General features: G+C 70.5%; 24 protein-coding genes. 2 read left to right on the forward strand and 22 right to left on the reverse strand.

The genetic code is table 11. The annotated features are described in order from the left end of the window. Positions 1 to 45: 45 nt before the first annotated feature. The 10 genes from VF584_23765 to VF584_23810 form a co-directional block, all read right to left on the reverse strand. On the reverse strand, positions 46 to 1080 hold the full coding sequence (locus VF584_23765) for a sulfite oxidase (GenBank protein HEX8213213.1): 1035 nt from the start codon (positions 1078 to 1080) through the stop codon (positions 46 to 48). Next, positions 1070 to 2950 carry an adenylyl-sulfate kinase gene (gene cysC / locus VF584_23770; GenBank protein HEX8213214.1) on the reverse strand — a complete coding sequence of 627 codons (1881 nt, stop codon included), beginning with the start codon at positions 2948 to 2950 and terminating at the stop codon, positions 1070 to 1072. The genes VF584_23765 and cysC overlap by 11 nt, the downstream gene beginning before the upstream one ends. Positions 2951 to 2986: 36 nt before the next feature. Further along, the gene (gene cysD / locus VF584_23775; GenBank protein HEX8213215.1) at positions 2987 to 3940 is read right to left on the reverse strand and encodes a sulfate adenylyltransferase subunit CysD; all 954 of its coding nucleotides are present in this window, start codon (positions 3938 to 3940) and stop codon (positions 2987 to 2989) included. 118 nt (positions 3941 to 4058) lie between these two features. Next, positions 4059 to 4976 carry a putative capsular polysaccharide synthesis family protein gene (locus VF584_23780; protein HEX8213216.1) on the reverse strand — a complete coding sequence of 306 codons (918 nt, stop codon included), beginning with the start codon at positions 4974 to 4976 and terminating at the stop codon, positions 4059 to 4061. A gap of 162 nt (positions 4977 to 5138) precedes the next feature. Further along, the gene (locus tag VF584_23785; GenBank protein HEX8213217.1) at positions 5139 to 6089 is read right to left on the reverse strand and encodes a putative capsular polysaccharide synthesis family protein; all 951 of its coding nucleotides are present in this window, start codon (positions 6087 to 6089) and stop codon (positions 5139 to 5141) included. Continuing rightward, positions 6086 to 7000 carry a putative capsular polysaccharide synthesis family protein gene (locus VF584_23790; GenBank protein HEX8213218.1) on the reverse strand — a complete coding sequence of 305 codons (915 nt, stop codon included), beginning with the start codon at positions 6998 to 7000 and terminating at the stop codon, positions 6086 to 6088. The genes VF584_23785 and VF584_23790 overlap by 4 nt, the downstream gene beginning before the upstream one ends. A gap of 22 nt (positions 7001 to 7022) precedes the next feature. After that, the gene (locus tag VF584_23795) at positions 7023 to 8381 is read right to left on the reverse strand and encodes an ABC transporter ATP-binding protein (GenBank protein ID HEX8213219.1); all 1359 of its coding nucleotides are present in this window, start codon (positions 8379 to 8381) and stop codon (positions 7023 to 7025) included. A 12-nt stretch (positions 8382 to 8393) separates the two neighbouring features. After that, complete coding sequence (locus tag VF584_23800; protein ID HEX8213220.1) at positions 8394 to 9224, reverse strand: ABC transporter permease; 831 nt, start codon at positions 9222 to 9224, stop codon at positions 8394 to 8396. Next, a complete protein-coding gene (locus VF584_23805; GenBank protein ID HEX8213221.1) occupies positions 9208 to 10632 on the reverse strand; it encodes a glycosyltransferase family 4 protein in 1425 nt (474 codons plus the stop codon). Before VF584_23805 ends, VF584_23800 begins: the two co-directional genes overlap by 17 nt. 172 nt (positions 10633 to 10804) lie before the next feature. Beyond that, positions 10805 to 12199 (reverse strand): glycosyltransferase, encoded by a 1395-nt coding sequence (locus VF584_23810; GenBank protein HEX8213222.1) that lies wholly within the window; start codon positions 12197 to 12199, stop codon positions 10805 to 10807. A 196-nt stretch (positions 12200 to 12395) separates the two neighbouring features. On the opposite strand from VF584_23810, the gene VF584_23815 reads away from it, so the two are divergent. Next, positions 12396 to 13019, forward strand: a complete 624-nt coding sequence (locus VF584_23815) for a ribonuclease H (GenBank protein HEX8213223.1) — start codon at positions 12396 to 12398, stop codon at positions 13017 to 13019. Between the two features lie 85 nt (positions 13020 to 13104). Here VF584_23815 and VF584_23820 read toward each other — a convergent pair whose 3' ends face one another. The 11 genes from VF584_23820 to VF584_23870 form a co-directional block, all read right to left on the reverse strand. After that, positions 13105 to 13299 (reverse strand): hypothetical protein, encoded by a 195-nt coding sequence (locus VF584_23820; GenBank protein ID HEX8213224.1) that lies wholly within the window; start codon positions 13297 to 13299, stop codon positions 13105 to 13107. Positions 13300 to 13486: 187 nt separating this feature from the next. Continuing rightward, a complete protein-coding gene (locus VF584_23825; protein ID HEX8213225.1) occupies positions 13487 to 13918 on the reverse strand; it encodes a type II toxin-antitoxin system VapC family toxin in 432 nt (143 codons plus the stop codon). Then, on the reverse strand, positions 13915 to 14163 hold the full coding sequence (locus tag VF584_23830) for a hypothetical protein (protein HEX8213226.1): 249 nt from the start codon (positions 14161 to 14163) through the stop codon (positions 13915 to 13917). The genes VF584_23825 and VF584_23830 overlap by 4 nt, the downstream gene beginning before the upstream one ends. 121 nt (positions 14164 to 14284) lie before the next feature. Then, positions 14285 to 14962 (reverse strand): lipoyl(octanoyl) transferase LipB, encoded by a 678-nt coding sequence (gene lipB, locus VF584_23835; protein HEX8213227.1) that lies wholly within the window; start codon positions 14960 to 14962, stop codon positions 14285 to 14287. A gap of 228 nt (positions 14963 to 15190) precedes the next feature. Further along, a complete protein-coding gene (locus VF584_23840) occupies positions 15191 to 15883 on the reverse strand; it encodes a Bax inhibitor-1 family protein (protein ID HEX8213228.1) in 693 nt (230 codons plus the stop codon). 158 nt (positions 15884 to 16041) lie between these two features. Further along, the gene (locus VF584_23845) at positions 16042 to 17502 is read right to left on the reverse strand and encodes a dihydrolipoamide acetyltransferase family protein (protein ID HEX8213229.1); all 1461 of its coding nucleotides are present in this window, start codon (positions 17500 to 17502) and stop codon (positions 16042 to 16044) included. A gap of 107 nt (positions 17503 to 17609) precedes the next feature. Next, entirely contained in the window at positions 17610 to 18644 is a 1035-nt protein-coding gene (locus tag VF584_23850) for an alpha-ketoacid dehydrogenase subunit beta (protein HEX8213230.1), read from the reverse strand. Between the two features lie 8 nt (positions 18645 to 18652). Beyond that, entirely contained in the window at positions 18653 to 19729 is a 1077-nt protein-coding gene (locus tag VF584_23855) for a thiamine pyrophosphate-dependent dehydrogenase E1 component subunit alpha (GenBank protein ID HEX8213231.1), read from the reverse strand. A 237-nt stretch (positions 19730 to 19966) separates the two neighbouring features. Beyond that, the gene (mrdA, locus tag VF584_23860) at positions 19967 to 21868 is read right to left on the reverse strand and encodes a penicillin-binding protein 2 (protein HEX8213232.1); all 1902 of its coding nucleotides are present in this window, start codon (positions 21866 to 21868) and stop codon (positions 19967 to 19969) included. Then, on the reverse strand, positions 21865 to 22737 hold the full coding sequence (locus VF584_23865; GenBank protein HEX8213233.1) for a nucleotidyltransferase domain-containing protein: 873 nt from the start codon (positions 22735 to 22737) through the stop codon (positions 21865 to 21867). The genes mrdA and VF584_23865 overlap by 4 nt, the downstream gene beginning before the upstream one ends. Positions 22738 to 23180: 443 nt before the next feature. After that, positions 23181 to 23840, reverse strand: coding sequence for a hypothetical protein (locus tag VF584_23870; protein ID HEX8213234.1), 660 nt, complete (start codon positions 23838 to 23840; stop codon positions 23181 to 23183). 31 nt (positions 23841 to 23871) lie between these two features. Between VF584_23870 and VF584_23875 the strand changes: the two genes are divergently transcribed. Beyond that, positions 23872 to 24795 carry an NAD-dependent protein deacetylase gene (locus VF584_23875; protein HEX8213235.1) on the forward strand — a complete coding sequence of 308 codons (924 nt, stop codon included), beginning with the start codon at positions 23872 to 23874 and terminating at the stop codon, positions 24793 to 24795. 23 nt (positions 24796 to 24818) lie between these two features. Here the strand turns inward: VF584_23875 and VF584_23880 are convergent, their stop codons facing one another. Further along, positions 24819 to 25058: a hypothetical protein gene (locus VF584_23880; protein HEX8213236.1), complete on the reverse strand. Its 240-nt coding sequence runs from the start codon at positions 25056 to 25058 to the stop codon at positions 24819 to 24821. Positions 25059 to 25127 lie beyond the last annotated feature (69 nt).

Genomic DNA, 25127 nt, shown 5'->3' on the forward strand with positions numbered 1-25127 from the left:
CGGTCCCACTCCTGATTTCGCGAAAAGTGCAGCGTGTCTGGCAGATCAGCGCGCTTCGACGACGACCGGGCGTGCCCCGTTCGCGCCGTAACCCAGGCGGTTCCAGCGCGGGGCGTCCGGCTGCACGTTCCCCGCCGCGTCGTGGGCGCGGACGCGCAACGTGTGGCGCCCCGGCGCGCGGCTCGCCCACTCGTACTCCCACCGCTGCCACAGGTAGCCGCCGGAGGCCGGGTGCACCCGCGCATCCTCCCAGGCGTCGCCCCCGTCCACCGCCACCTGCACGCGGACGACCGGCCCCGTGCCTGACCAGGCCCAGCCGGCCACCGTCACCGGTCCCGTGCCGAGCACTTCCCCGCCCCGCGGCTCGGTGACGACGGCTTTCACCGCCATCTGCGCGACCGGCACGATGGGGTCGCCTGCGCCGTAGTCCATCACGTAGCGGTCGCGCTGGAACCAGCCGGCAAAGGGCTCGGTGAGCACGGAGATGCGCGACACCCACTTGACGCTCGCCATCCCGTACCAGCCGGGAACCACCAGCCGCAACGGCGCGCCGTGCTCGGGCGGCAGGGCTTCGCCGTTCATCTCCCAGGCCAGCAGCGTGTCCGCGTGCAGCGCCTTCTCCAGCGGCAGCGAGCGGGCGAAGCGGATCTGGTTGCCACCCGCGACTCCCTCGTCGGCCGCCTCCACCAGCACCTCCAGGGCCCCGGGCGCCATGCCGGCATGGGCGAGGACGTCCGCAAGGGAGACGCCGCCCCACTCCGCCGTCGCCACCGCGCCGCCGCCCCACAGCTCGCCCGCCGGGAGCGGCGCGAGGGTCAGGCGGTCGTTCCCCGCGCACTCGAGAGTCACGCCCACCGTACGGCGGGGGAGGCGGGCCAGCTCGTCCATCCCCAGATCGAGCGGCTCCCCCACGGCGCCGTCCACGCGGATGCGGTGGGTGCGCGCGTGCAGATCCGGAAAGGGGAAGTTGCTGCGGACGTAGTGCAGCCCCGCGGGGGTGATCTCCGCGGCGAGCGCGTCCAGGGGCGTCTCGGCGCAGAGCGGCGACGGCCGGACGACGACGCGCGGCTCACCGCCCATGGGTCTCTCCCAGGACGCCGCGCTCGCGCAGGAGCTGCAGCAGCCGCGCGGCCGATGCTTCGGCGCTCTCGCGGTCGGTGCGCAGGACCAGCTCGGGACTCTCCGGCGCCTCGTACGGCGACGACACCCCCGTCAGCTCGGGGATCTCGCCCCGCTCGGCGCGCGCGTAGAGGCCCTTGGGATCGCGGCGGCGGCACTCGTCCAGGTCGCACTCCACGTGCACCTCCAGGAACGACCCTTCGGGAAGCATGGCGCGCACCCGGTCGCGGTCGGCGCGAAAGGGGGAGACCAGCGAGCAGAGGACGATGGAGCCCTGCTGGAAGAAGAGGCTCGCCACCTCGCCCACGCGCCGCACGTTCTCGCGCCGGTCCTCGGCGCTGAAGCCGAGGTCGCCGGTGAGCCCGTGCCGGAGCTGGTCGCCGTCCAGGAGCATCGTGGAGCACCCCATGCCGAACAGGTCGCGCTCCAGCGCGCGGGCTGCGGTGGTCTTCCCCGCCCCGGGAAGGCCCGTCAGCCAGACCACCGCGGCGCGGTGCCCGTTGCGGCGCTCGCGCTCCGCGCGGGAGATGTTCCACCCCTCCCAGGCCACGTTGGGCGAAGCCTCCGTCCGCTCCTCTTCCGCCGAGCGCACCCCGGCGCGGATCATCCCCGCGCCCACGGTGGCGTGGGTGAAGGGGTCGATCAGGACGAAGCTTCCCGTCTCGCGGTTGATGCGGTACGGGTCGAAGCAGAGGGGCGACGCCGTGGTGATCTCCACCCGCCCGATGTCGTTGGTCCCCAGCGCGTCCACCCGCTCGCGGTGCAGCGTGTCCACGTCGATGCGGTAGACCAGCTTCGTGACGCGCGCGCGCACGGTGCGCGTGGTGTGGCGCAGAAGGTAGGGGACGGCGGTGTCCAGCGGGGCGTCGCCCATCCAGCAGATCGTGGCGTCGCACTCGGTGGCGACGGTGGGGTGGTTCATGCGCCGCACCAGCATGTCGCCGCGCCCGGCGTCGACCTCGTCCTCCAGCGTCACCACCACGGAGTCGCCCGCGCCGGCCTCGGCCACGGGCCCGTCAAAGGTGCCCACGGAGCGCACGCGGGAACGGGTGCCGGCGGGGAGGATGGATACCTCCTCGCCCGGCGAGATCGTGCCGGACGCCACGCGCCCCGCCAGCCCGCGGCCGCCGGAGCGCACCACGTACTGGATGGGGAAGCGGAAGTCGATCCGGTTCCGCCCCGCGCCCACGTGCGCGTTCTCCAGCTGGTGGAGGAGGGTGGGGCCGTCGTACCAGGGGGCGCGATCGCTGGGCACCGCCACGTTGTCGCCGTGCAGCGCGGACACCGGAACGAAGGAGAGGCTCCCGATCTCCAGCCGCTGCGCGAAGTCGCGGTACTCCGCCACGATCGCGTCGAACGTCCCCGCGTCCCAGTCCACCGTGTCCATCTTGTTGACGGCCACCACCACGTGCGGGATGCCCAGCAGCGACGCGATGAAGCCGTGCCGCCGCGACTGCGGCAGAACCCCGCGCCCCGCGTCCACCAGCACCACCGCCAGGTCCGCGGTGGAGGCGCCGGTGACCATGTTGCGGGTGTACTGCACGTGGCCGGGGGTGTCCGCGATGATGAACTTGCGGCGCGGCGTGGCGAAGTAGCGGTACGCGACGTCGATGGTGATCCCCTGCTCCCGCTCGGCGCGCAGGCCGTCGGTGAGGAGCGAGAGGTCCACTCCGCCGCCGCCGCGCCGCCGGGTGGCGCGCTCCACGGCCTCGAGCTGGTCTTCGGGCACCGACCCGGTGTCCAGCAGGAGCCGCCCGATTAGGGTGCTCTTGCCGTCGTCCACGCTCCCCGCCGTGGTCAGGCGCAGGAGCTCCGTCTCAGTATCGTTCATGGCCGGCCGGCAGCGCGGGGCGTATGGGTGCGGGACTCAGAAGTACCCCTGGCGCTTGCGGTCTTCGAGGGCCGCTTCGGAGCGGTGGTCGTCCGCGCGCCCGCCCCGCTCTCCCACGCGCAGCCCCGCGATCTCGGCGATCACCTCGTCCACGGTGGATGCGGCGGATTCCATGGCGCCGGTGCATGTGGCGTCCCCTACGGTGCGGAAGCGCACCTGCCGCTCCTCGAAGCGCTCCCCCGGCAGCAGCGGCACCCACGGCGTGCGCGCGAGAAGCTGCCCGCTGCGCGCCACCACCTCGCGCCGGTGGGCGAAGTAGAGCGAGGGAAGCTCGATCCGCTCGCGCGCAATGTACCGCCAGATGTCCATCTCGGTCCAGTTGCTGAGCGGAAAGACGCGGAAGTGCTCCCCCGGGTGCCGGTGCGCGTTGAACAGGCTCCAGATCTCCGGGCGCTGGTACTGCGGGTTCCACTGCCCGAAGCGGTCGCGGTGGGAGAAGAAGCGTTCCTTGGCCCGCGCCTTCTCCTCGTCGCGCCGCGCGCCGCCCAGCGCCGCGTCCGCCTTCAGCTCGGCGATGGCGTCCAGCAGCGTGACGCTCTGCAGCGAGTTGCGGCTGGCCCCCGGCCCCGTCTCGTCCACGCAGCGGCCGCGGTCGATGGAGTCCTGCACGGTGCGGACGATCAGCTCCACCCCCGTTTCGCGCGCCAGCAGGTCGCGGAACTCCAGCGCCTCCGGGAAGTTGTGACCCGTGTCCACGTGCAGGAGGGGGAACGGAATGGGGCCGGGCCAGAACGCCTTCCGCGCCAGCCGCACCAGAACCGTGGAGTCCTTGCCGCCGGAGAAGAGGAGGACGGGGCGCTCGAACTCGGCGGCCGCCTCGCGCAGCACGTAGACGGCCTCGGACTCCAGCGCGTCCAGGTGGCTGGGGCGGTGAAGGCGCGGCACGTCCGCGGCGGGCGCGAGCGCTTCGGCTTCCGGGGCGGGTGTCATGCGTCCTCTCGGCGGGGCGGGTGGGGAGCGGCGGGGTGCACTGCGCCCACGACCCAACGTCGCCAATCCGGGGGGCTGGAGCAACCCCCCGCGGCCGTTTCCCCGGCGCGGTGCGGCTTCACGGTGCAGGCTCGCTCCACCGCTCCTTGAAGCCGCGGATCTCGTCCGGCGAATAGAAGTGGCGCGTGTAGCGGGCCGAGTACACCGTGTCCAGCACCGGGGCCGGAACCCGGATCTTCGCCTTGGCCTCGCGGTAGCTGCCGCGATAGGCGTGCTGCTCGCCGGAGTTGGCGTGCGGGATGGCGGCGGCGCGCACGCGGAGCCCGTAGAAGGCGCTCATCGCCTCGGGAAGCCGGGCGAAGCTCTCCTGCCGGATCAGCAGGAGGCGCGCCTCTTCCCCCTCGTAGATCTGCCAGCCGCGCGCCTGGTCGAAAGGCTCGGCGAAGATGTCGATCCCCATGGTCGCCTTCACGTTCGCGTCGAACCAGGCGTCGAGCTCCCACCAGCGGGCGCCGCCCATCAGTCCGTCCCGGGTCGGTTTTTCCGCCAGGAGCCGCCCCAGCGCGCCCTCCATGCTGGTGGGCTCGGCGTTCTTGCGCGAGCGGAAGAATGCTCCCGACAGGCGCCGCCCCACCGGTTCGCGCGTGGACGAGATCACGTGGACTTTGCGGGGCGGAATGCAGCCGGCCGCGGGCGCGCTGCCCCGCAGGTGCCGGTACACCGCCCAGCGCTCGTTCACCTGCCCGCGCTCGAACGCGGCGGTGGCCAGAAAGCTGCGCGTTCTCCGGTCGCGGTCCCACGATTCCCTGGAGCGCTGCAGGCCGAGCTGGTGGTTCGTCCCGCGGATCTCCGCCCGCATCCCCAGGTTCTGGATGAACTCCAGCAGGGTGAAGGTGCCGGTCTTGGGGATGGTGTGCACCAGGTGCAGGTCGTCCAGAATCGGCTCCCTTCCAACCCGGTCCGCCAGCCGCTGCAGCCCTTCGGCCAGCGCGCCGCGAATGCCGGCTGCCGGCGTCCCGATCGGTTCGGTCATCATCTCATACCGTTCCTCACCAATCCGTGTGCATTCGAGGAAATGGTCTCACGCGAAGGCGCAAAGGCGCAAAGAAAGTGTTTCCGTGTCTTTCTTCGCGTCTTCGCGCCTTTGCGTGACATCTTGATCCTTTTGAGAATGCACAGAACTTCTGTCGAAATCGTATCAGGCACTGCGCCCGCTCCACCGTGCTTTGAACCCCGCGATCTCGGCGGGCGTGTAGAAGTGCCGCACCAGCTCCGTCGAATAGATGCGGTCCAGGAGCGGCTCGGGGAGCCGGATCTTGCCGCGGACGCCGAGGTACTGCTCGTGGTAGGGGAAGCTGCCGCTGTCGTTCTCCCGCACCGTCGGCACGCTGGCCGCGGGGAGCCCGTAGAACTCGCCGACGGCTTCCTGGATGCGCCCCATGCTTTCCTGACGGATGATCAGCAACCGCGCATCGCGTCCTTCGTAGACTTGCCAGCCCCGCTCCCGGTCGAAGGGAGTGCGAAACACGCTGAACCCCATACGGTCCCCCAGCTCGCGGTGGATCCACGCGTCGTGCTCCCACCACTCGCCGCCCTCCAGCCAGGGATAGACGATGTGAAGCTCGCCGGTGAGGTAGCGTGTCACCTTTTCCACCGTGAGCGAGGCGGGATCCAGCACCTCGGGGTAGCGTTGCGCGGAGTAGAAGAGCGCGGAGATCCACTGCGCCACCGGCTCGCGCACCGCGCTCATCACGCGGATCTTGCGCGGGGGCCTGCCTCCGGCGACGGCGGCGCGGGCCATGAGGCGGCGATGAAGCAGCACCCGCTCCCACGTCTTGCCGTCCGACTCGTTCATCCGCACCAGCTCCCACTTGGGGAAGGGGCACTCCTCCCACCCCGGCAGCTCGGGACCGCACACCGAGTGCGCCTTGTGGAACGCGCCTTCCACGGGGAGCTGCCGCAGAACGTTCCACAGGGTGTTGGAGCCCACCCGGTTCGGCGAGAGCACCAGGTGAAGGTCCTCGATCATCGGCGGCCGCGCCTCGTCTGGGCCGGAGAGAACGCGGATTCCGGCGCGCGCGGCGCGGAGGACCAGCCCCCGCGGCACCCGGCGCGCCCGGCGTGCGGCACGGCGCACAAGGCTCATCATCGCTCCTCCCAGCGGCGTCTGAACGCCTGCAATTCGGTATCGGAATAGAAGTGGCGCGCGTAGCGGGCCGAGTACACCGTGTCCAGGAGCGATGCCGGCACGCGCATCTTCTCCCGGGCCTCGCGGTAGCTGCCGCGATAGGCGTGATGCTCGCCGGCGTTGGCGTGCGGAATGGCGGCGGGCGCCGGGAGCCCGTAGAAGGCGCTCACCGCCTCCGGGAGGCTGGCGAAGCTCTCCTGCCGGATCAGCAGGAGCCGCGCGTCTTCGCCCTCGTAGATCTGCCACCCGCGCTCCCGGTCGAACGGCTCGGCGAAGACGTCGATCCCCAGCGTCTCCTTCACGTTCCGGTCGAACCAGGCGTCGAGCTCCCACCAGCGGGCGCCGCTCAGCCACCCCGACTCCAGCGGCTTCCGCTCCATGAGCCGCGCCAGAGCCGACCTTGCGTCCATGGGCTCCCGGTTCTCGCGCGCGCTGAAGAACGCTCCCGACAGGCGCTGGCTCACCGGCTCGCGCGTGGCGGAGATCACGTGGACCTTGCGGGGCGGAACGCAGCCGGCCGCGGGGGCCCTCCGCCGCAGGTGGTGGTGGATCGCCCAGCGCTCGTTCACCCGGCCGCGCTCCCACGCCGCGTTCACCATGAAGGCGCGCGCACGCGGGTCGCGCTCCCAGCTTTCCGCCGGGCGGCGCGAGCAGAGCTGGTGGTTTGTGCCGCGGACGTCCGCCGTCAGCCCCAGGCTCTGGACGAGCTCCAGCAGCGTGTAGGTGCCGGTCTTGGGGATGGTGAGGACCAGGTGCAGGTCCTCCAGCATCGGCTCGCCCCTCGCCAGCGCGGCCAGGCGCCGCAGCCGCTCTGCCAGGGCGCCGCGGACTCGGACCGTGGCGGGCCGCCGCGCGTCGCTCGATTCGATCATCTTCTCGGGTTCATCAGGGCAGTCACTCCCGCCCCGGGTACGCGGCAGCGCGCCCGTCCGGGGACGGGCGCTCGCCGGGTGTGGCCGCACTGGTCTCCGGCGGCTGGAAGCGGGTGGTCCACGGCACCGAGGGCCGCACTACGCCCGCCAGCGGCTCGGGGAAGCCGCCGGCGGGCACGGGCCCCTCCAGGACCTCGAAGCCCACCCCTTCGCTCGGGTGCAGCTCGACAATTCTTCCGGACTCCGGCCCCGCGCCGCCCGGGCGGGCCCACAAACGCGCGCCCACCCGCAGCCGTCCGGGTGCCAGGAGGTGGGGCGGGAGCCAGGCGGTGGAGCGGTACGTGCCGGATTGGCGCGTCCGGCCGCGCCAATCCGCGCCGTCTTCCGCCACGAAGAAGGCGGACGTCCCCGTATCGTCGTGGAACCAGAGCGCCGCCACCACCTCCGCGCCGCCCGCCGGCACGTCGTAGGTGATCTCGATGCCCACCGTGGAGCCCACCCCCGCCACCGCGGCCGTCCGCCCGTCCTCGCCGCACACGCGCAGCCCGCCGATCCGCACCGGTGCCGAGCCATCGATGCGTGGCGCCGAGCGGTGCGGGGTGCGCGGCTCCGGGGCACCCAGCCCGCGCCGGCCTCGTCCGCGGGCAGAAGAGGGATCGGGGCGGCGCAGGTGGTAGGCGTTGAGCGCCTCCTCCACCGTCCCCTCCGCCACCACGATGCCGCCGTCCAGGGTGATGGCGCGCTGGCAGCACGCCGCCACCGTGGAAGCGCGGTGCGAGACGAGCAGGAGCGCGGTCCCGCGGTCCCGGATGTCGGCGAGCCGGCGGCGGCACCGCTGCTGGAAATGGTGGTCCCCGCCAGCGAGCGCCTCGTCCACGATCAGGATCTCCGACTCCAGGTGGAGCACGGTGGACAGCGCCAGCCGCGTGCGCATCCCGCTGGAATAGCTCCGGATGGGGAGGTCGATCGAGTCCTCCAGCTCCGCGAAGGCGACGATCTCGTCGAAGCGGCGCCGGATCTCGGCCCGACCGGCACGCATGGTGGCACCCTTGCCGTAGACGTTCTCGCGCCCCGTCCACTCCGCGTTGAAACCGGCCTGCAGCTCCAGGAGCGCCGCGAGCCGCCCGCGGAGCTGGAAGCGTCCGGTGGTCGGCCGCGTCACGCGCGCCAGGATCTTGAGAAGGGTGCTCTTCCCCGCGCCGTTGTGCCCCAGGATCCCCAGCGACTCGCCGGGCATCACCGTGAAGCCGACGCCGCGCAGCGCCCAACGCGGCTCCGGGCGCGGCTGCGTCCCCGCGAGCCGGGCGATCCAGCCGCCGGGCGTCGCCGGGCTGGGGTACACCTTGCCCAGATCCTCCACCTGGATGGCCGGCTCAGACACGCTCGGCGCTCCTCACAGGCGGTCCGCGAACTCGTCTTCCATCCAGCGGAAGATCGAGAACCCCACCGTAAAGATCGCGACCGCGGCCAGCGCCGGGTAGGCGAGCTCGCCCAGGGCGGCCGGCTGGCCCAGCATCGCGGCGCGGAACGCCTCCAGTATCCCCACCATGGGGTTGAGTCGGTACCATCCCCGCCACTCCACCGGGACCAGCGAAGCCGGGTAGATGACGGGCGACAGGAACATCCAGAGCTGCATGACCGCGGGAACCCCCGCGCCCACCTGCCGGAAGCGCACGTTCGCGGCGGCCGCCGCCATCGCGAGCCCAGTCACCAGCACGAGCGCCACCGCGAGCGCGGGCACGGCCAGCCAGATCCCCCGCCCCGGCAGCCGGCCCGAGACGGCGAGCACCGCCAGCACCACGCCCAGCCCCAGCGCGAAATCGATCAGCCGCCCCGCGATCGCCGAAAGGGGAAGCAGGAGCCGCGGAAAGTACACCCGGGTCACCAGGCTGCTCTGCGCCACCACACTCCCGGCGCTCGCGGTGAGCGCGCCCCGCACAAAGATCCAGAACGTCAGCCCGACGAGGACGAAGAGGCGGTACGGCACCCCGTCTGCGCCGATGCGGCCGATGCGCCCGAAGACGGCCGCGAACACCACCATTCCGGCGAGCGGCTGCAGCACCAGCCACGCGAACGCCAGCACGCTGCGCCGGTAGCGCAGCCGCAGGTCGCGGCGCAGGAAGGTGAGCCACAGCCCGCGCCACTCCCACAGCTCGCGAATGCACGCCCGATCCGGCAGGGTGATCGCCGGGCGGGGCTGGGCCGCGTCAACCGAGACCAGCATGTGCCTCGCTCGTTTGGCCGGGGATCGCGGGCCCCTCTCGGGCCGCCGCCAGCTCGCCGTAGATCGCCTCCAGCCGTGAGACGTGCGCCGCCACGGAGAGCGGCGGCCGGGTGCGCGCGGCGAGGTTGCGCAGCAGCGTCCGGTTCTCCACCAGCCGCCGGATCGCCGAAGCCAGCCCCGAGCTGTTGCCGGGTGCGAAGAGGAGACCGTTGACCTCGTGCCGCACGATCTCGGCGATCCCCTCCACGTCCGAGCCGATCACCGGGCACCCCACCGCGAACGCCTCGTACACCACCAGCGGCGTGTTCTCCGGCCAGACCGAGGGCACCACCAGCGCGTCCATGGAGGCGAGCACGCGCCGCACCTCGCGGTTGGCGAACGGCGGGCAGAGCCGGATGCGCGGGTCGATCTCGGCCTGCGCCTGGATGCGCGCGTAGTAGGCCTGGGACGCCGCGTTCGACCCGGGCTCCCCGTGGATGCTCAGCTCCACCGGGAGCCCCGGCGGGAGCAGCCGGAGCGCATCCACCGCCACGTCCACACCCTTGTGCTCGGCCACGCTGCCGATGAAGCCCAGCCGCAGCACGCGCTCTCTTCCCCGCTCCGCCGGCTGCGCATCGCCGGCCACGTCGATCCCGTAGGGCAGATACGACACCCGCTCCGCGTCGATCCCGCCCTCCACCAGCTTCCTCTCCATCAGCCGCGATGGGGCGAGCACCCGGTCGATCCGGTTCAGCTCCCGCCGCAGAAAGGGCTGCCGCGCCACCAGCGCCCTCGTTTCCGCGACGAACCTCCGCCCCGCACCTAGGCGCGAGCTGGTGGCGGCCTTCACCCCCAGCCCGATCATCCAGTTCGGCGCCCGCGCCACGATGCCGGGCAGCGAAACGGGGTGGCTGTCGACGTTCGCCGCGACGTGCCGGATGCAGTTGATCCCCGACTCATCAGGCCCGGCGCACAGCTCGTTGCCGCCCAGCCGCAGCTGGCTATACGGGCACACCGGCCAGAAGTCCGTCGCCGTGAACACCGTGGGGATCCCGCGCTCCACGCACGGCCCGATCAGCGCCGCCGAGAGGCGCGCCATGTGGGCGAAGTGCACCACGTCCGGCTCCACCTCCTCCAGCAGCCGGTCGAAGGCGCGCGCGAAGAGGTGGTTGTCGTAGGCGAGCTCCGTCACCACGCTCTGGTCGCCCATGGGGTCCGGCGAGTGGCGGAAGCGCTCCACCCGCAGCCCGTCGTACGTGTAACGGTCGAAGCGCTCCTCGTCGCGCAGCGGGCGCGGATCGGGGTAGCCGGTCACCACCACCACCTCGTGGCCACGCCCCTGGAGCTCCCTGGCGATGCCGAGTGCGATTACCTCCGTGCCGGAAGAGTAGTCGGGGAGGAACTGGTGGACGGTGACGATGATCTTCATACGCGGGGACGGACGGGTCGGGCGCGGGCGCGGGAAAATCCGCGAAAACGCCCGTCTTGCGCAGGCATCATCGCAGGTCGGGGCCGTCCGTGTCAACCGCCGGACCAGCGCTCCTTCGACCCCTTTCCCGATCCTGCCCCGCGCCGCCGGTGTCGTTGACGATGGCCCGTCGTCAGGCAACCGCGGAGGCCTCACGCGCCGCGATCAGCTCCTGGTAGATCTCCAACAGACGCGAAACGTGCGCGGGCACCGAGAGCGGAGGCTTCGTGCGAGAGGCGAGGGTGCGCAGGAGGCCCCGGTTCTCCGCCAGCCGCCGGATCGCGGCCGCAAGCGCCGAGCTGTCCCCGGCGGCGAAGAGGAGCCCGTTGACCTCGTGCCCCACGATCTCGGCGATCCCCTCCACCTCGGAGCCGATCACCGGGCACCCCGCGGCAAAGGCCTCGTACACTACCAGCGGCGTGTTCTCGTGCCAGAGCGAGGGCACCACCAGGGCGTCCATCGTCGCGAGCACCCCCCGCACCTCGTGGTTCGGAAAGGCGGGGAGGAGCCGGATGCGCGGATCCCTTTTGGCCATCGCCTGGATGCGCGCGTAATAAGCCTGGTAGGCGGGGTGCGACCCGGGTGCGCCGTGGATGCTCAGCTCTACCGGCAGACCGGCGGGCAGCAGCCGCAGCGCCTTCATCGCCACCTCCACACCCTTGTGCTCGGCCACGCTGCCGATGAAGCCCAGCCGCAGCACGCGCTCCCTTCCCCGCTCCGCTCCGCGCTCGCCGCCCGCCGCGTCGATCCCGTACGGAAGGAACGACACCCGCCCGGCTTCGATCCCGCCCTCCACCAGCTTTCTCTCCATCAGCCGAGACGGGGCGAGCACCCGGTCGATCCGGTTCAGCTCGCGCCGCAGGAACTGCTGCCGCCCCACCAGCGCCCTCACCTCGGTAAAGAACTTCGGTGCCGCCACGGGGAGCCGCGGGCTCGTGGCGGCGCGCACGCCCAGCCCCACCAGCCAGTCCGGAGCGCGCGACACGGCGGCGGGGATGGAAACGGGGTGGGCGGTGAGATTCTCCGCGAAGTGGCGGATGCAGTTGAGGGCCGACTCGTCCGGCCCGGCGCACAACTCGTTGCCGCCCAGCCGCAGCTGGCTGTACGGGCACACGGACCAGAAGTCCGTCGCCGTGAACACCGTGGGGATGCCGCGCTCCACGCACGGCCCGATCAGCGCCGCGGAGAGGCGGGCCAGGTGGACGAAGTGCACCACGTCCGGCTCCACCTCGGCCAGCAGCCGGTCGAAGGCGCGCGCGAAGAGGTGGTTGTCGTAGGCGAGCTCCGTCACCACCTGCTGGTCGCCCATGGCGTCCGGCGAGTGGCGGAAGCGCTCCACCCGCAGGCCATCGTACGTGTAGCGGTCGAAGCGCTCCTCGTCGCGCAGAGGGCGCGGGTCGGGGTAGCCGGTGACCACCACCACCTCGTGGCCACGCCCCTGGAGCTCCCTGGCGATGCCGAGTGCGATTACCTCCGTGCCGGCGGAGTATTCCGGAAGGAACTGGTGGACGGTGACGATGATCTTCATGCGCCGAGACGACGGGTCGGACGCGGGGAAATCCGCGAAAACGCCCGTCTTGCACAGGGATCATCGCAGGTTGGGGGCGCCCGTGTCAATCTCCCGGAGCAGGAATCGCGGGTTGCGCGGGCGCGTGCGGCGCTGTCTTGTTAGGCAGACGTGCAGCCCCGCCGGGCTCCGCACCCGCACCCTCACCAGGCCCATCTTGAGCGTCCCCAGCCCCTCCCAGAGCCAGCCTCTGATCCACATCTACGCCGACGAATCGTGCCTGGGCAACCAGTTCAAGGACAGGGCACGCCCCGGCGGCGCCGCGGGGCTGGTGGAGTTCTTCCACCCCGAGCGCGGCTGGGTGCGGCGCGACTTCTGGCTTTCGGAGCCGGACACCACCAACAACCGGATGGCGATCCGCAGCGCGATCCTCCCGCTGGCGGCACTCAAGGCCGCGTCGCGCGTGGTGTTCACCACCGACAGCCGCTACCTGGTGGACGGGATGACGCAGTGGGTGCACGGGTGGGCCGCCCGCGGCTGGACGCGCAAGACGGGGGAGATCGAGAACCTTGAGCAGTGGAAGGAGCTGCTGCGCACGGCGGGGCGCCACAAGATCATGTGGCGATGGGTGAAGGGCCACGCCGGCCATCCGCAGAACGAGTACGCGAACGACCTCGCCATCCGCGCCGCCACCAAGCAGCTCAACAGCGGCGGCCTGGTGGAATCCGGCTTCGACGACTGGATCGCGAAGCAGCAGGAGCGCGACAAGTTCCTCGACTTCTTCGCCATCCCCCCCGACGAGGTCGGCTTCAAGCCCGCGCGCGCCTTGCCGCGGGGTTGACTGGATCAGATGGGTTGCAGACACACTGAGGGCACGGACGCGAGAACGCTCCGTGCCTGATGGTTCTATCCGTCTCCGTATTGCTCTACGACTCCGCCGCCTCACGCACCCGAACGTCGAGCTCTGCGCGAGTCTCCCGTTCGGAGCGGTCGAGCGACTCGTGCGCCCGGCGGTCCGTCTCGGGGATCTCGGCCCGCATCTCTCGCAGCGAGTCGAGCCACTCGCGCAACTTGGCGTCGCTTGCGCTCTCGTAGATAGGAGGGTCGAGCAACAGCGGCATCGTCAACTCTCCATCGAACGGCGTGGGCTGCGTGGCAACTCGCTCTCGTCGATCTCGCCCCGTGTTGATCCCTTCGTCGATTAATTGCGGAGTGAGTGGCTTGCCGTCGTGCCGCTTCACGAAATCACGGACGCGGTCGAGCTTGGAACTCTCGCTTCGCACAGAGTGCGTTGACAGCTTCGGATTGTCACCTTCCGTTCCAATGACCCGGGGCGGCTCTGTCATCTCGCGAACTCCTGAATGGACACCGCCAAACCCGGAAACGCCGCGAGCCCTTTTGGTCGTTGGTGACGAGCGGCACGCGCGCGGCCTGCGCGAGCACGACGAACTCGCAGTCGTAGGGCGAGCACCCCGATGTGATCGCGAGATCCAGCACCGCCCGGAAGTGCGGGCGCTGCGTAGTCCGGACGAGAGCCTCCGCCTTTACATATGCCTCGTCCGCCATGACAGCGGAAATCGCCGTCCTGCGCACCGAGAGCCACAGCACGTTCAGGAACTCACCCTGCCATTGGGGCGGCGCATACCAGTCCGCATCTCGTCCGAGAACGCGCTGCGCATCTTCGGTCAGAGGGCCCGCGATGAGTTGGTAGGCGATCAGGTTCGTGTCGGCTACGATCACCCGGCCCGCCCCGAGACGGCTTCCTCGATCAGCTCGTCGGTCAACGGTATCAGCGTGCCCTTTTCGCGGAACTCTCGAATTCGCTCGATGTAGCCTTCGATGTCCCCAAGGTGGGGGCGCTTGACCGAGAGGCGCCGGACGGTGGCGGTGAGCTCGAACGCCACCATCCGGCGCTCCTCGTCGGACAGGGAACGATACGTACAGCACAGCTCGTCAGGGACGTTCTCGATCAGCAGGGCGGCCATCTCTCCTCGTGGGTGCAGGTTGCCTGATGCACCCTAATCACCCTTGAGCATCCCGTCAAGCGGGACGGCCCCAAGTGCGCGCACTATGCGCCAGCGGCCGTCCCCACACGGACTTAGCGCGTCAGTCAGGGTGCGCTACCGCTCCGAAAATCCGCTCGAAGCTGCGCACTGCTGCGGCCTCGACCTCGGGCATTGAGACGGCGCGGCCGAGCTCGCCGGAGATGGAGCCGACGCCGTGCGCGCGGATGCCGCAGGGGACGATGGTGCCGAAGAAGGAGAGGTCCGTGCTGACGTTCAGGGCGAAGCCGTGGCTCGTGATCCAGCCGGAGGAGACGCGCACGCCGATGGCCGCCAGCTTCCGGTCCTCCACCCACACGCCCGTCAGCCCCTCCTTGCGCCCGCCCGTCAGACCGAACTCGGCGAGGACGCCGATCAGCGCCTCCTCCAGGTCGCGAAGGTAGCGGTGCAGGTCGCAGCGGTCCGGCTTCAGGTCCAGGATCGGATAGCCGACGAGCTGGCCGGGGCCGTGGTAGGTCACGTCCCCGCCCCGCCCCGTCTCGAACAACTCGATCCCCCGCTCCGCGCGCTCCTCCGGCGACACGAGAACGTGCTCGTCGTGCGAGCCGCTGCCGAGCGTGATGACGTGCGGATGCTCCAGCAGCAGGAGCGTGTCCGGAATCTCGCCCGCGCGCCGCTTTGCCACCAGCTCCGCCTGCAGGGCCAGCGCATCGGCGTACGAGACGGTGCCAAGGCGGCGTACTTCCAGCACGCGCACCGTGCCGGTCGTCAGATCCTGCATATGGAAAGTCACCTGTCAGAAAGGTCGGTGCAAAGCCCACAACGAGAAAAGCATCACACAGAGACGCAGAGGGAAAGGCAAGGGCACAGAGAACCCCCACGATTTGTTCTTTCAGTTTCCTCTGTGGCTCTGTGTGAGGCCCATCTGTTCTCCTTCTACGATAGAAGAAACGAAGAAGCGGGGCCCCGGGCAACCCCGGGGCCCCGCTCCATCGCGCCGAAAGCGCGCCTACCGCCGCGACATGAAGATGCGCAGCACGTACCAGAAGAGGAGCGCGACCGATGCGAAGAGCGCGAGCGCGGCGGACACGTAGCGGTCTTCCGGGTAGCTGTTCATCACCTTGGACGTCTCGTACAGGATGGCGAGGCCCGCGAAGACCACCATCGCCACCGAGAAGAAGGTGCCGAGCTCGAAGCCGAAGATCACGCCGCACACGATCAGCACCAGCGCCGACACACCCATCCAGCGCAGCGCGCTGCCCAGGAAGGTGAAGTCCTTGCCGCTGTACATGGCCACCAGCGTCAGCCCCGCGAAGCCCACGAGCGTCGCCACGACCGCGCTGCTGATGGCGCCCGGTGCGGAGACCTCGGCGAGCACCAGGAGCGGGACGAAGAAGACGGCTTCCGCCACCACGTAGCCGGCGAGCGCCGCGTACTGCCCCGCCTTCGACTCCGAGCGCGCGGCCATCCCGCTGAACAGCCACCCGGCCACCATCAGGCCGCCGATCACGAGCAGCCAGCTCACCCCGAGCATCGCCTGCGCCATCGGGTAGGCGAGGCCCATCTGGAAGAAGAACGTCTCCACCGCCGCGAAGCCGAGGATGGCGACGAGGAGGTGCTGGTAGGTGCGCGCGATGAAGGCGGAGCGCCGCGTGGCGTCGAGCCCGGATACCGCGGGGAACGGCGTGGTGAAATCGTTCATCTGGATGGATCTCTCACGGAAGGATCTCGGGAGCCGGGCTCCGGCGGGAGCCCGGCGGCGGGTGCCCAAGGATAAACGCGACCGGCGCGGCGCACAAGCGAAAAGGGAGGCCGGCGCACCCCGCGCCGGCCTCCCGCTCATCCATCCACGGGAGCCGCTCAGCCGTTCTCGCTGGCGCTCTCCATCAGCTCCTTGACGCGGGCGAGGAACTGGTCGCCGTCCGCGCCGTTGACCAGGCGGTGGTCGTAGCCCAGCGAGATGAAGCCGCGCTTGCGGGCCACGATGGCGTGGCTGCCGAACTCGTCCGTCACCACCGCCGGGCGCATCTCCACGCCGCCGACGCCCATGATGGCGACCTGCGGCTGGCTGATGATGGGGAAGCCGATGGTGGTGCCAAAGATCCCCGGGTTGGTGATGGTGAAGGTGCCGCCCTGGATCTCTTCCGGCTTGAGCTGGCGGTTGCGCGCGCGCGTCGCCAGGTCGTTGATGCGGCGCGCGAGCCCTACCAGCGACAGGTCGTCCGCGCCGCGCACCACGGGCACGATCAGCCCGTTTTCAATGGCCACCGCAATCCCCACGTTCACGTCGGCGCGGTAGATCACGTCCGTGCCGCTGATGGTGGCGTTGAGCTTGGGATGCTCGCGCAGCGCCTGCGCCACCGCCTTTGCGATGAAGTGCGTGTAGGTGACCTTGACCCCCGCCTCGGCCCAGGCGCGCTTGGACTTGGCGCGCACCTGGTCGATGCGCGAGTAGTCCACCTCGAAGTACGAGTGCACGTGCGGCGAGATGCGCCGCGAGAGCACCATGTTCTGCGCGATGATCTGCGTGATGCGGCTCATCGGCTCCACGCGGTCGTTGGGCCCCGCCGTGACGGCCGGGTGCTCCACGCGCGTGTAGAACTCGTCCCAGCCGAAGCCCTCGCCGTCCTGGCGCGGGGCGGCGGGGCGCTTGGCGGGCGGCTGCTGCGCGGCGCCCGCGGTGGCCGGCTGCGCACTGGGCACGGCGGCTGGGGCCGACGCCTTCTCCTCCACGTAGCGGAGGATGTCGTCCTTGGTGACGCGCCCCGCGCGGCCGGTGCCGGGGACGGCGCTGACCTCCACCCCATGCTCCGCGGCAATCTTACGGACGAGCGGCGTGCTCCTGCGGCGCAGGCGTTCCTCCGCCGTCTCAGGCCCGCCGTCGTGGGCGGGCGCCATCGGCGCCGGGTCCTCGGACGGCGAGCGGCCGTCCGCGGGAGCCCCCGCGCCGCCGCCCGTCTCCGGCTGACCCACGGATGACTCGGGGAGGGTGGTGGCCGTCTCACCCGGCACTGTGGCCGCCGGCTCGCCCGCCGCGGCGGGGGCGGGGGCCGAAGCGGCGGCGCCGGCGGCCGCGTTCACGTCCGTCTCGATGTACGCGACGATCGTCCCCACCTCCACCGTCTGGCCTTCCTGCACCACGACCTCGGTGAGGATGCCGGCGGCGGGGGACGGGATCTCGGCGTCCACCTTGTCGGTGGCGATCTCCATGATGGGCTCGTCGCGCTCCACCTTGTCGCCCACCTTCTTGAGCCACACCGACACGGTGCCCTCCGCGATGGATTCGCCCATCTGGGGCATCGGGACTTCGATACGGGCCATGGTATGCTTCCGTCTGCGGTGCAGGTTTGAAAGTGCTGAGTGCTTGAGTGCTAAGTGCTAAGTGCAGAAATGCATGTTACTTAGGACTTAGCACTTAGCACTTAGGACTAGTAGTTCGCCAGGTGCCGCGCCGCCTTCACGATGTCCTCCGTCTGCGGGAGGAAGTAGTCCTCCAGCGGCGGGGAGTACGGGATGGGGGCGTCGAGGGCGGTGACGCGCAGGATGGGCGCGTCGAGCCACTCGAAGGCCTTCTCGTTCACCCGCATCGCGATCTCGCCGGCGATGCCGCCGGTGCGGGTGTCCTCGTGCACCACCAGGAGCCGGTTCGTCTTCTTGACCGACTCCAGGATCGCGTCCTCGTCCAGCGGCAGGAGGGTGCGCAGGTCGATGATCTCCACCGACAGGCCGTCCTCCTTTTCCAGGATCTCGGCCGCTTCCTCGCTCTTGTGCACCATCGCCGCGTAGGTGACGATGGTGAGATCCTTGCCCTCGCGGTGCGTGCGCGCCTTGCCGATGGGGACGATGTAGTCCTCCGCCGGGAGCACCTCGCGAAGCTGCGGGCGCCGGTACAGCCACTTGTGCTCGAAGAAGAGCACCGGGTCGTCGTCGCGGATCGCGGCCTTGATGAGGCCCTTGGCGTCGCGCGCGGTCGACGGGTACACGATCTTGAGCCCGGGCGTGTGGAAGAACGCCGCTTCCGGGTTCTGCGAGTGGAACGGGCCCCCGCGCACGTATCCGCCGGACGGGCCGCGGATGACGATGGGCTGCGGGCCGGAGCCCCGGTAGCGCGACGTGGCCACGTAGTTGGTGATCATGTCGTACGCGCACGAGATGAAGTCGATGAACTGCATCTCGATCACCGGGCGCATCCCCATGTGCGCCGCGCCGGCCGCCGCCCCCGTGAAGCCGATCTCGGAGATGGGGGTGTCGATCACGCGCGGGGCGCCGAAGTACTGCTGCATCCCCTCGGTGACCTTGAAGGCGCCGCCGTACGCCCCGATGTCCTCGCCCATCAGGAAGACGCGCTCGTCGCGCTCCATCTCTTCCCAGATCCCCTCGCGGATCGCCTCCAGCAACGTGACGGGCTTGCCCTGCTCGGACATGCGAACCGCTTCCGGCTTCTCGTTGACCACGGTCGACATCGAAGTGCTCAGGCCTGGGTGGGGTCGGCGGGGGTGTGGCGCGTCCAGGGGGCACGCACCGGCCCATCCGCGTACACGTCGGTCAGCGCCTCCTCCGGCTCCGGGAGGGGCGACGTCTCGGCTTCGGCGATGGTGGCGTCCAGCTCCGCGTCGATCCGCTCGTCGATGGCGCGCAGCTCGTCGGCGGAGGCCCACTCATTCTCCTTCAGGGTGACGATGAAGCGGTCGATCGGGTCGTTGCTCGCCGCCCAGCGGTCGATCTCCGCCGGGTCCACGTAGCTCTGGTTGTCGTGCTGCGCGTGCCCCTTGCGGCGGTACGTCATCACCTCGATGAGCGTGACCCCCTCGCCGGCGCGGGCGCGGTCCACGGCGCGTTTCGCGGCGCCGTAGACGGCCAGCATGTCGTTGCCGTCCACCTTCTCCGCCGCCACGCCGTACCCGGGCGCCTTGTCCACGAACGACTTGGCGGCGGTCTGCAGGCGGGTGGGGGTGGTGTAGGCCCACTGGTTGTTCTCCACGATCACCACCAGCGGGCAGCGCTGCACGGCCGCGAAGTTGATCCCCTCGTGGAAGGCGCCGGTGGAGGTGGCGCCGTCGCCGATGTAGACCATCCCCACCCGGTCCTGGCCGCGCTGCTTGAAGGTGAGCGTAACCCCCGCCATTACCGGCACCAGGTCACCCAGCGGCGAGATCTGGCCGATGAAGCCGCGCTGGTAGTCGGTGAAGTGGATGTTCAGCTCCTTGCCGCGCGCCGGCGAGTCGCCCTTGGCCATGTACTGCCGCACCACCTCGGCCGGCGTGGCGCCCACCGTGATCATGGAGCCCAGGTTGCGGATCAGCGGCGACAGCATGTCGCCCGTGCCATCCGTGCGGCGCCGCAGCGCGTACGCGCTCGCCACCGACTCCCCCTCCTGCCCCAGCGAGCGGAAGAGCCCCCCCACCACCTTGCTCTGCCGGAAGAGGTTCTCGAGCTTCTCCTCCAACGAGCGGGTGAGCCTCACCAGCCGGTACATCTCCAAGAGCTGCTCGCGCGTGAGCCCGTGCGGGATCGCGGCGGCGGGAGGTGACTTGGTCTTGCTAGCCATGAATGCCGAAGTTCCAACAGCGCGTTTCACACAGACACCGCGGAGAAGAACGGAAAGCCGCAGAGAACCTCTCCTGCCGTTCTTCCTCTGTGTCTCTGTGTCTTTTGTGTGAGCCCGCTGTTCAAGAATGCAGGCCGAAGCACGACAACTTGGCGCGCGCCCCCCGGCCGCGTCAACCCAACGCGAAGCGGCGGAAGCCGGGGCCTCCGCCGCTCGTTTTGCCCGCGAGCGCCCCCGTCAGCCGGGAGTAGTCGTCGCGGTGGGCTGCGGCTTCGGGGTGCCCCCCGGAGGCGTCAGCGTGCGCCCGTTCGGATCAAACTTCCACACCCGCCCGGCGCGGATCCGCTCGCCCCAGGTGGGGATCGGGTCGAAGGGGTGGCCGTGCTTCCGGTCCAGGTAGAAGTTGGCCACCTTGGCCGCCAGCGGCGCCGCCGCGTCGCCGTGCAGGCCGAACTCCACGATGGTCGCCACCACGATCTCAGGCTCCTTTCCGGGCACGCCCGCGAAGCCCACGAACCAGCCGTGGTCCGGGTTCGGCTTGTTCTGCGCCGTCCCCGTCTTGCCGTACAGCTTGTAGCGCTCCAGCGAGCTCTGCACCGCCGTGCCATCCTCCTCCGTCACCAGCTGCAGCCCGCTCCAGATGGCCTCCAGCCCCTTGGTGTCCAGCCGCAGGTCGATGGACTGGCGCTTGGAGTTCTCCTCGTTGACCACCAGGTGCGGGGCGATCCCGGTGCCGTTCCCCGCCATCGCGGCGTAGAACTGCGCCATGTTGATGACCGTCTGCGAGTTGGCGCCCTGGCCGATGGCGAAGCTCATGATCTCCGACGGCGCCACGTGCCCCTGCCGCCTGCGCAGCGCGGCCACGTTGCGCGGGAAGATGGACCTCACCTCGGCCGGGATGTCGATCCCGGTCTTGCGGTTGAAGCCCATCCGCGTCCCCTCCGCCAGCAGCGTCTCCAGCCCCATGCGGATGCCGAGCTGGTAAAAGTAAACGTTGCAGCTCTTCTCGATGGCGTGCGCCAGGTCCAGGTTGCCGTGGCCGCGCGCGTAGTGGCAGCGCGCGTAGCGGCCCATGTACGCCATGCCGCCCGTGCACGAGATGGGCATGTGCGTCGTCCCCGTCACCAGCCCGCGCTGCACGCCCATGACCGCCGTCGCCAGCTTCCAGGTGGAGGCGGGCGGGTAGATGGCGGTGATGGCGCGGTTGAGGAGCGGCTTGCGCGGGTCGGTGTTCAGCTCCCGCCACAGCACCGGCGGAATGCGCCCGACGAAGGAGTTGGGGTCGAAGGTCGGGTTGCTGTACAGCGCCAGGATCTCGCCGGTGGAGGGCACCATCGCCACCACCGAGCCGTTCATGGTGTCCGGGAAGATCTCGTGCACGTACTGCTGCAGCGCCAGGTCGATGGTCAGCTTGAGCTGCCCGCCCGGCTTGGGCGCCAGCGCGCCGACGGACGAGGTCGGGTTGACGACGCGCCCCTTGGCGTCCACCTCCACGTAGCGCGCGCCGTCCTCGCCGGTAAGCTGAAGCTCGTACTGCTTCTCCATCCCCGCCTGGCCGATCAGCCTCCCCTGGCGGTAGCCGGCCTCCTTGTACTCGGGAAGCTCCAGCTGCTCCTTGGTGATCTCGGTCACGTAGCCGATCATGTGGCCGATGGCCGGGCCCGCCGGGTAGTAGCGCTGCGGCCGCTCCACAACCAGGAGGTTGGGGAACGCGGCGCGGCGCTCCTCGATGGCCGCGGCCTGCGAGTAGGTGGCGCGGTTGGTGATCTCCAGCAGGTCGTGCGGTCGCCCGTTGCGCTTCCGCATCATCTCCTCGACGTCCGCCTCCGCGAGCCCCAGAAAGGGCATCAGGTCGCGGAGCGTGGTGCGGATGACGCTGGAGTCGCCCGGGAGCACGGCTACGGAGTAGGCGGTCAGGCTGGTGGCCACCACCTCGCCGTTGCGGTCCACGATGGTGCCGCGCGGCGCGGGGATCACGATGGGCCGCAGCCGGTTCTCCTCCGCGCGGATGGCGAACTGCTTTCCGCTCACCACCTGCGTCTGGAAGAACGCGGTGAGCAGGACGCTCAGCACAAAGGTTACGGTGAACACGGCCGACAGCGTACGCTGCTGGCGCCCGTCCGTCTGGATGAGCTTCATGGTTGCACTCGGGGTGATCGAGGTGCCGTCTGCCCCGCTCCGGATGCTGCGCGGGAGGGGCGGTCCGGCGGGTGATACACCGGATGATTCCGCAAGCTTCGCGCCCGCTCCGCCAGCCTGCCGCGGCAGCGGATGACCTCGCCCCGCAGCCGCTCCACCGCCGCGAACGCCGCGCCGAAGCCACCCGGCGGCGGCGGCACGGGCGCGTCCTCCTCGTGCCCCGGCGGCCCCCACGCCTTCGCCGCCCAGCGCAGCACCGGATCGCGCGACGGAATGCGGCGCACCGCATCCCCGCGGCGCGGGCGCGTCTCGCCATGCAGGAGCAGCAGCGCGGTGCACAGCCGCACCACGTCGTCGCGCACCCGCCGCGCCGCGCCCTCCACGTCGCCGGCGCGCAGGAGCGCGGGGGCTTCGGCGCCGCCCTCGGCCACGCGGTCCAGGAGGCACGCGGTGCACCAGGCGGCGTCTTCGGGGGTGAACGGAAGGTGGAGCGGCGCGCCGCCTTCCGGCCAGAGCGGGATGCCGTCGTCCAGCGCATCCACCAGCATCGGCGTGCGGCGCCCGCGCTCCAGGTCCGGCAGCGACACGGACCACACCGTCACCGGCACCCCGCTCCGCTCCGCCACCTCCTCCGCGATGTCCTCCGCCTCGCCCGCCTGCGGCTCCCGGTCCGGCGGCAGCCGCCGGAAGACGAGCAGCAGATCGATGTCCGAATCCGGCCGCGCCTCCCTTCTCGCCCGCGACCCGAAGAGAAAGACGCGCCACAGCTCCGCATCCACCTCCGCCCGTACGCGCCGCACCACCTCCAGCGCCGCGGCCTGCTGGCGCGGCGTCAGGAATGCGCGGATGTCCGGGTAGGAGGGTGTCATTGCGGGGGTGGGTGGGGCAAGAGGTGGGCCTTTGAGACGGGGCCTGGTGGCGGCGAGTAAACTCGCGGCAACAACAGCACAAAGTCCGCCTTCGCGGACTCGGCGAGAAGATTGGTGGCGGGGGCGCGATTCATCGCGCCCGCCCTCTCCCCCACCTCGACCGCCGCCCTTCGCACCGCCACCCGTAGGGGCGGACCTGCGTGTCTGCCCTCCCCCGCCCCGCCTCGGCCCCGCCGGTCACCCCACGTTGGGGTGCGATTTCATCGCCTCCGGCGCGCCCCCCGCCGTTCGACCCGATCTGTAGGGGCGCGATTCATCGCGCCCGTGTCCGGCGTTGCTCCGTCGCAGATCAAACACGCCGAACCCTCGTAGGGGCAGCCCCACGTGGCTGCCCGTGTCCCGTGCTGCACCGCAATCCGCCATGGGAACCGATGACGGCTCGTTCACTCCGCGCCGGGCGCGGGTGCAGCGCGCCGTTTGGACAGCAGCCAGCGGTAGACGCGCTCCTCGCGGTAGGCGGAGGCGGCGGAGCCTACGTGGTCCTCGCCGCGGTCGGTGAAGTAGCGGTTGCCGTCGAGGACCGCGCCTGCTTCCTGAAGGGCGAGGCGGCGGAGGAAGCCCTGCTTTCCGTAGCGCCCTACCTCGCCAAAGGAGAGCCAGACCGGCAAGCCCGGGTCGGCGGGCGGAATGCGGGTGGGATCGACGGCCCAGAGCGCCGCCCAGAATTCGCGCTGCGCCAGCCCCAGATCGAATACCCCGTTCCCGCCGAAGCTGAAGCCGGTGAGGTAGCTCCGCTCCGGATCGCCGCCGTGGCGCTCGTGCACGTTGCGGACGATGCGCTGCACGGCGCCGGCGTGCCGGTGCCAGAGGTCGCCGCGCGCGGGGAGCTGCGGCGCGACGACCAGGAACTCGCCGACTACACCTGGAGCACCGTCCGGGCGGAGCGGACCGTGCGCCGTCACCCCCCGGCGGATGTCAGCCGGCGGGCCTTCGTCGTAGCCGTGCAGGAAGCAGAGCACGGGCCGAACTTCCGTCCCCGCGGGCGCGGAGAGCAGGTAGGGGAGCGGCGCGTCGCTCACGAGCTGCGAATCGGGTCGGGTCATCTCCTCTCGCTCCGGCGTTGGGGAACGCAGGATGGTACGCGGAACGGCGGCGCTCCGCGAGAGTACCGATGGCATCACCCTCACGCGCATCGCTGTGGAAGCTGAATCGATGATCGTCACCTCGCATATACCCGAGCTGGAACCCGTGCTCGGCCTGCTCCGCGGCCGGCGCGTCGTGGTGCTGGCGGGGGCGGGGTGCAGCACCGAGTCCGGCATCCCCGACTACCGCAGCCCGGAGAACATCCTGCGCACCCGCACCCCCATCCAGTACCAGGAGTTCGTGCGCAGCGAGGCGGCGCGCGTGCGCTACTGGGCGCGCAGCACGGCCGGCTGGGCACGCATCGCCTCAGCGCGGCCGAACGCGGCGCACCACGCGCTCGCGCGGCTGGAGGAGGGCGGCGTCGTGCGCGGGATCATCACCCAGAACGTCGACGGGCTCCACCAGGCGGCCGGCAGCCGGCGCGTCGTGGAACTGCACGGCTCGCTCGCGTGGGTGCGCTGCCTGGCGTGCGGCCGCACCACCCCGCGCGACGAGCACCAGGAGCGGCTTCGGTCGCTGAACGAGGAGTGGATGGACCGCCTGCGCGGCGTCGAGGTGGCGCCGGACGGCGACGCGGAGCTCCCCGCATCGGTGGTGGAGAGCTTCCAGGTGCCCGCCTGCGAAGGGTGCGACGGCGTGGTGAAGCCGGACGTCGTCTTCTTTGGCGAGAACGTCCCCGCGGAGCGCGTGCAGGACGCATGGAGCCTTTTCGAAGAGGCCGACGTCCTGCTGGTGGCGGGTTCGTCGCTCACCGTCTACTCCGGCCGGCGCTTCATCTACCGAGCCGAGAAGGAAGGCGTCCCCATCGCCATCATCAACATCGGCCCCACCCGCGCCGACGACCTCGCGGCAGCCAAGGTGGAGGGGCGGCTCGGGAGCGTTCTTCCCGGCATCGCGGCCGCGCTCACGCCCTGATCGCACCCTCTACACGCCAGTGGCTACCAGGTGAGGGACGCGCCCGGCGGGCCGACATCGGCCTGCGGAGTGCGGGAGACGTCGCTCACCCCAGGGAGGTGCTTCACGTTCTCCGCTACGTCGTCGCTCGCGGAGCCGACGATGGACTGGAACTCGGCGATGACTTCACCGACTTCAAAGCCGCGCTCTTTGAGCTCGTTCGCGATCTCCTCGATTGGGTGATCGCCGTGCGTGGTGACAGTCCACGACTTGCGCTGAGACATGGTAGCCTTTGAGACGAGGGACCGGCCGGGGTACGCTCTCCGGCCGGTCACCGTTGTTGCAAGAGTCAG

Source organism: Longimicrobium sp. (assembly GCA_036389135.1).
In the GTDB taxonomy this organism is placed as follows: Bacteria; Gemmatimonadota; Gemmatimonadetes; order Longimicrobiales; family Longimicrobiaceae; genus Longimicrobium.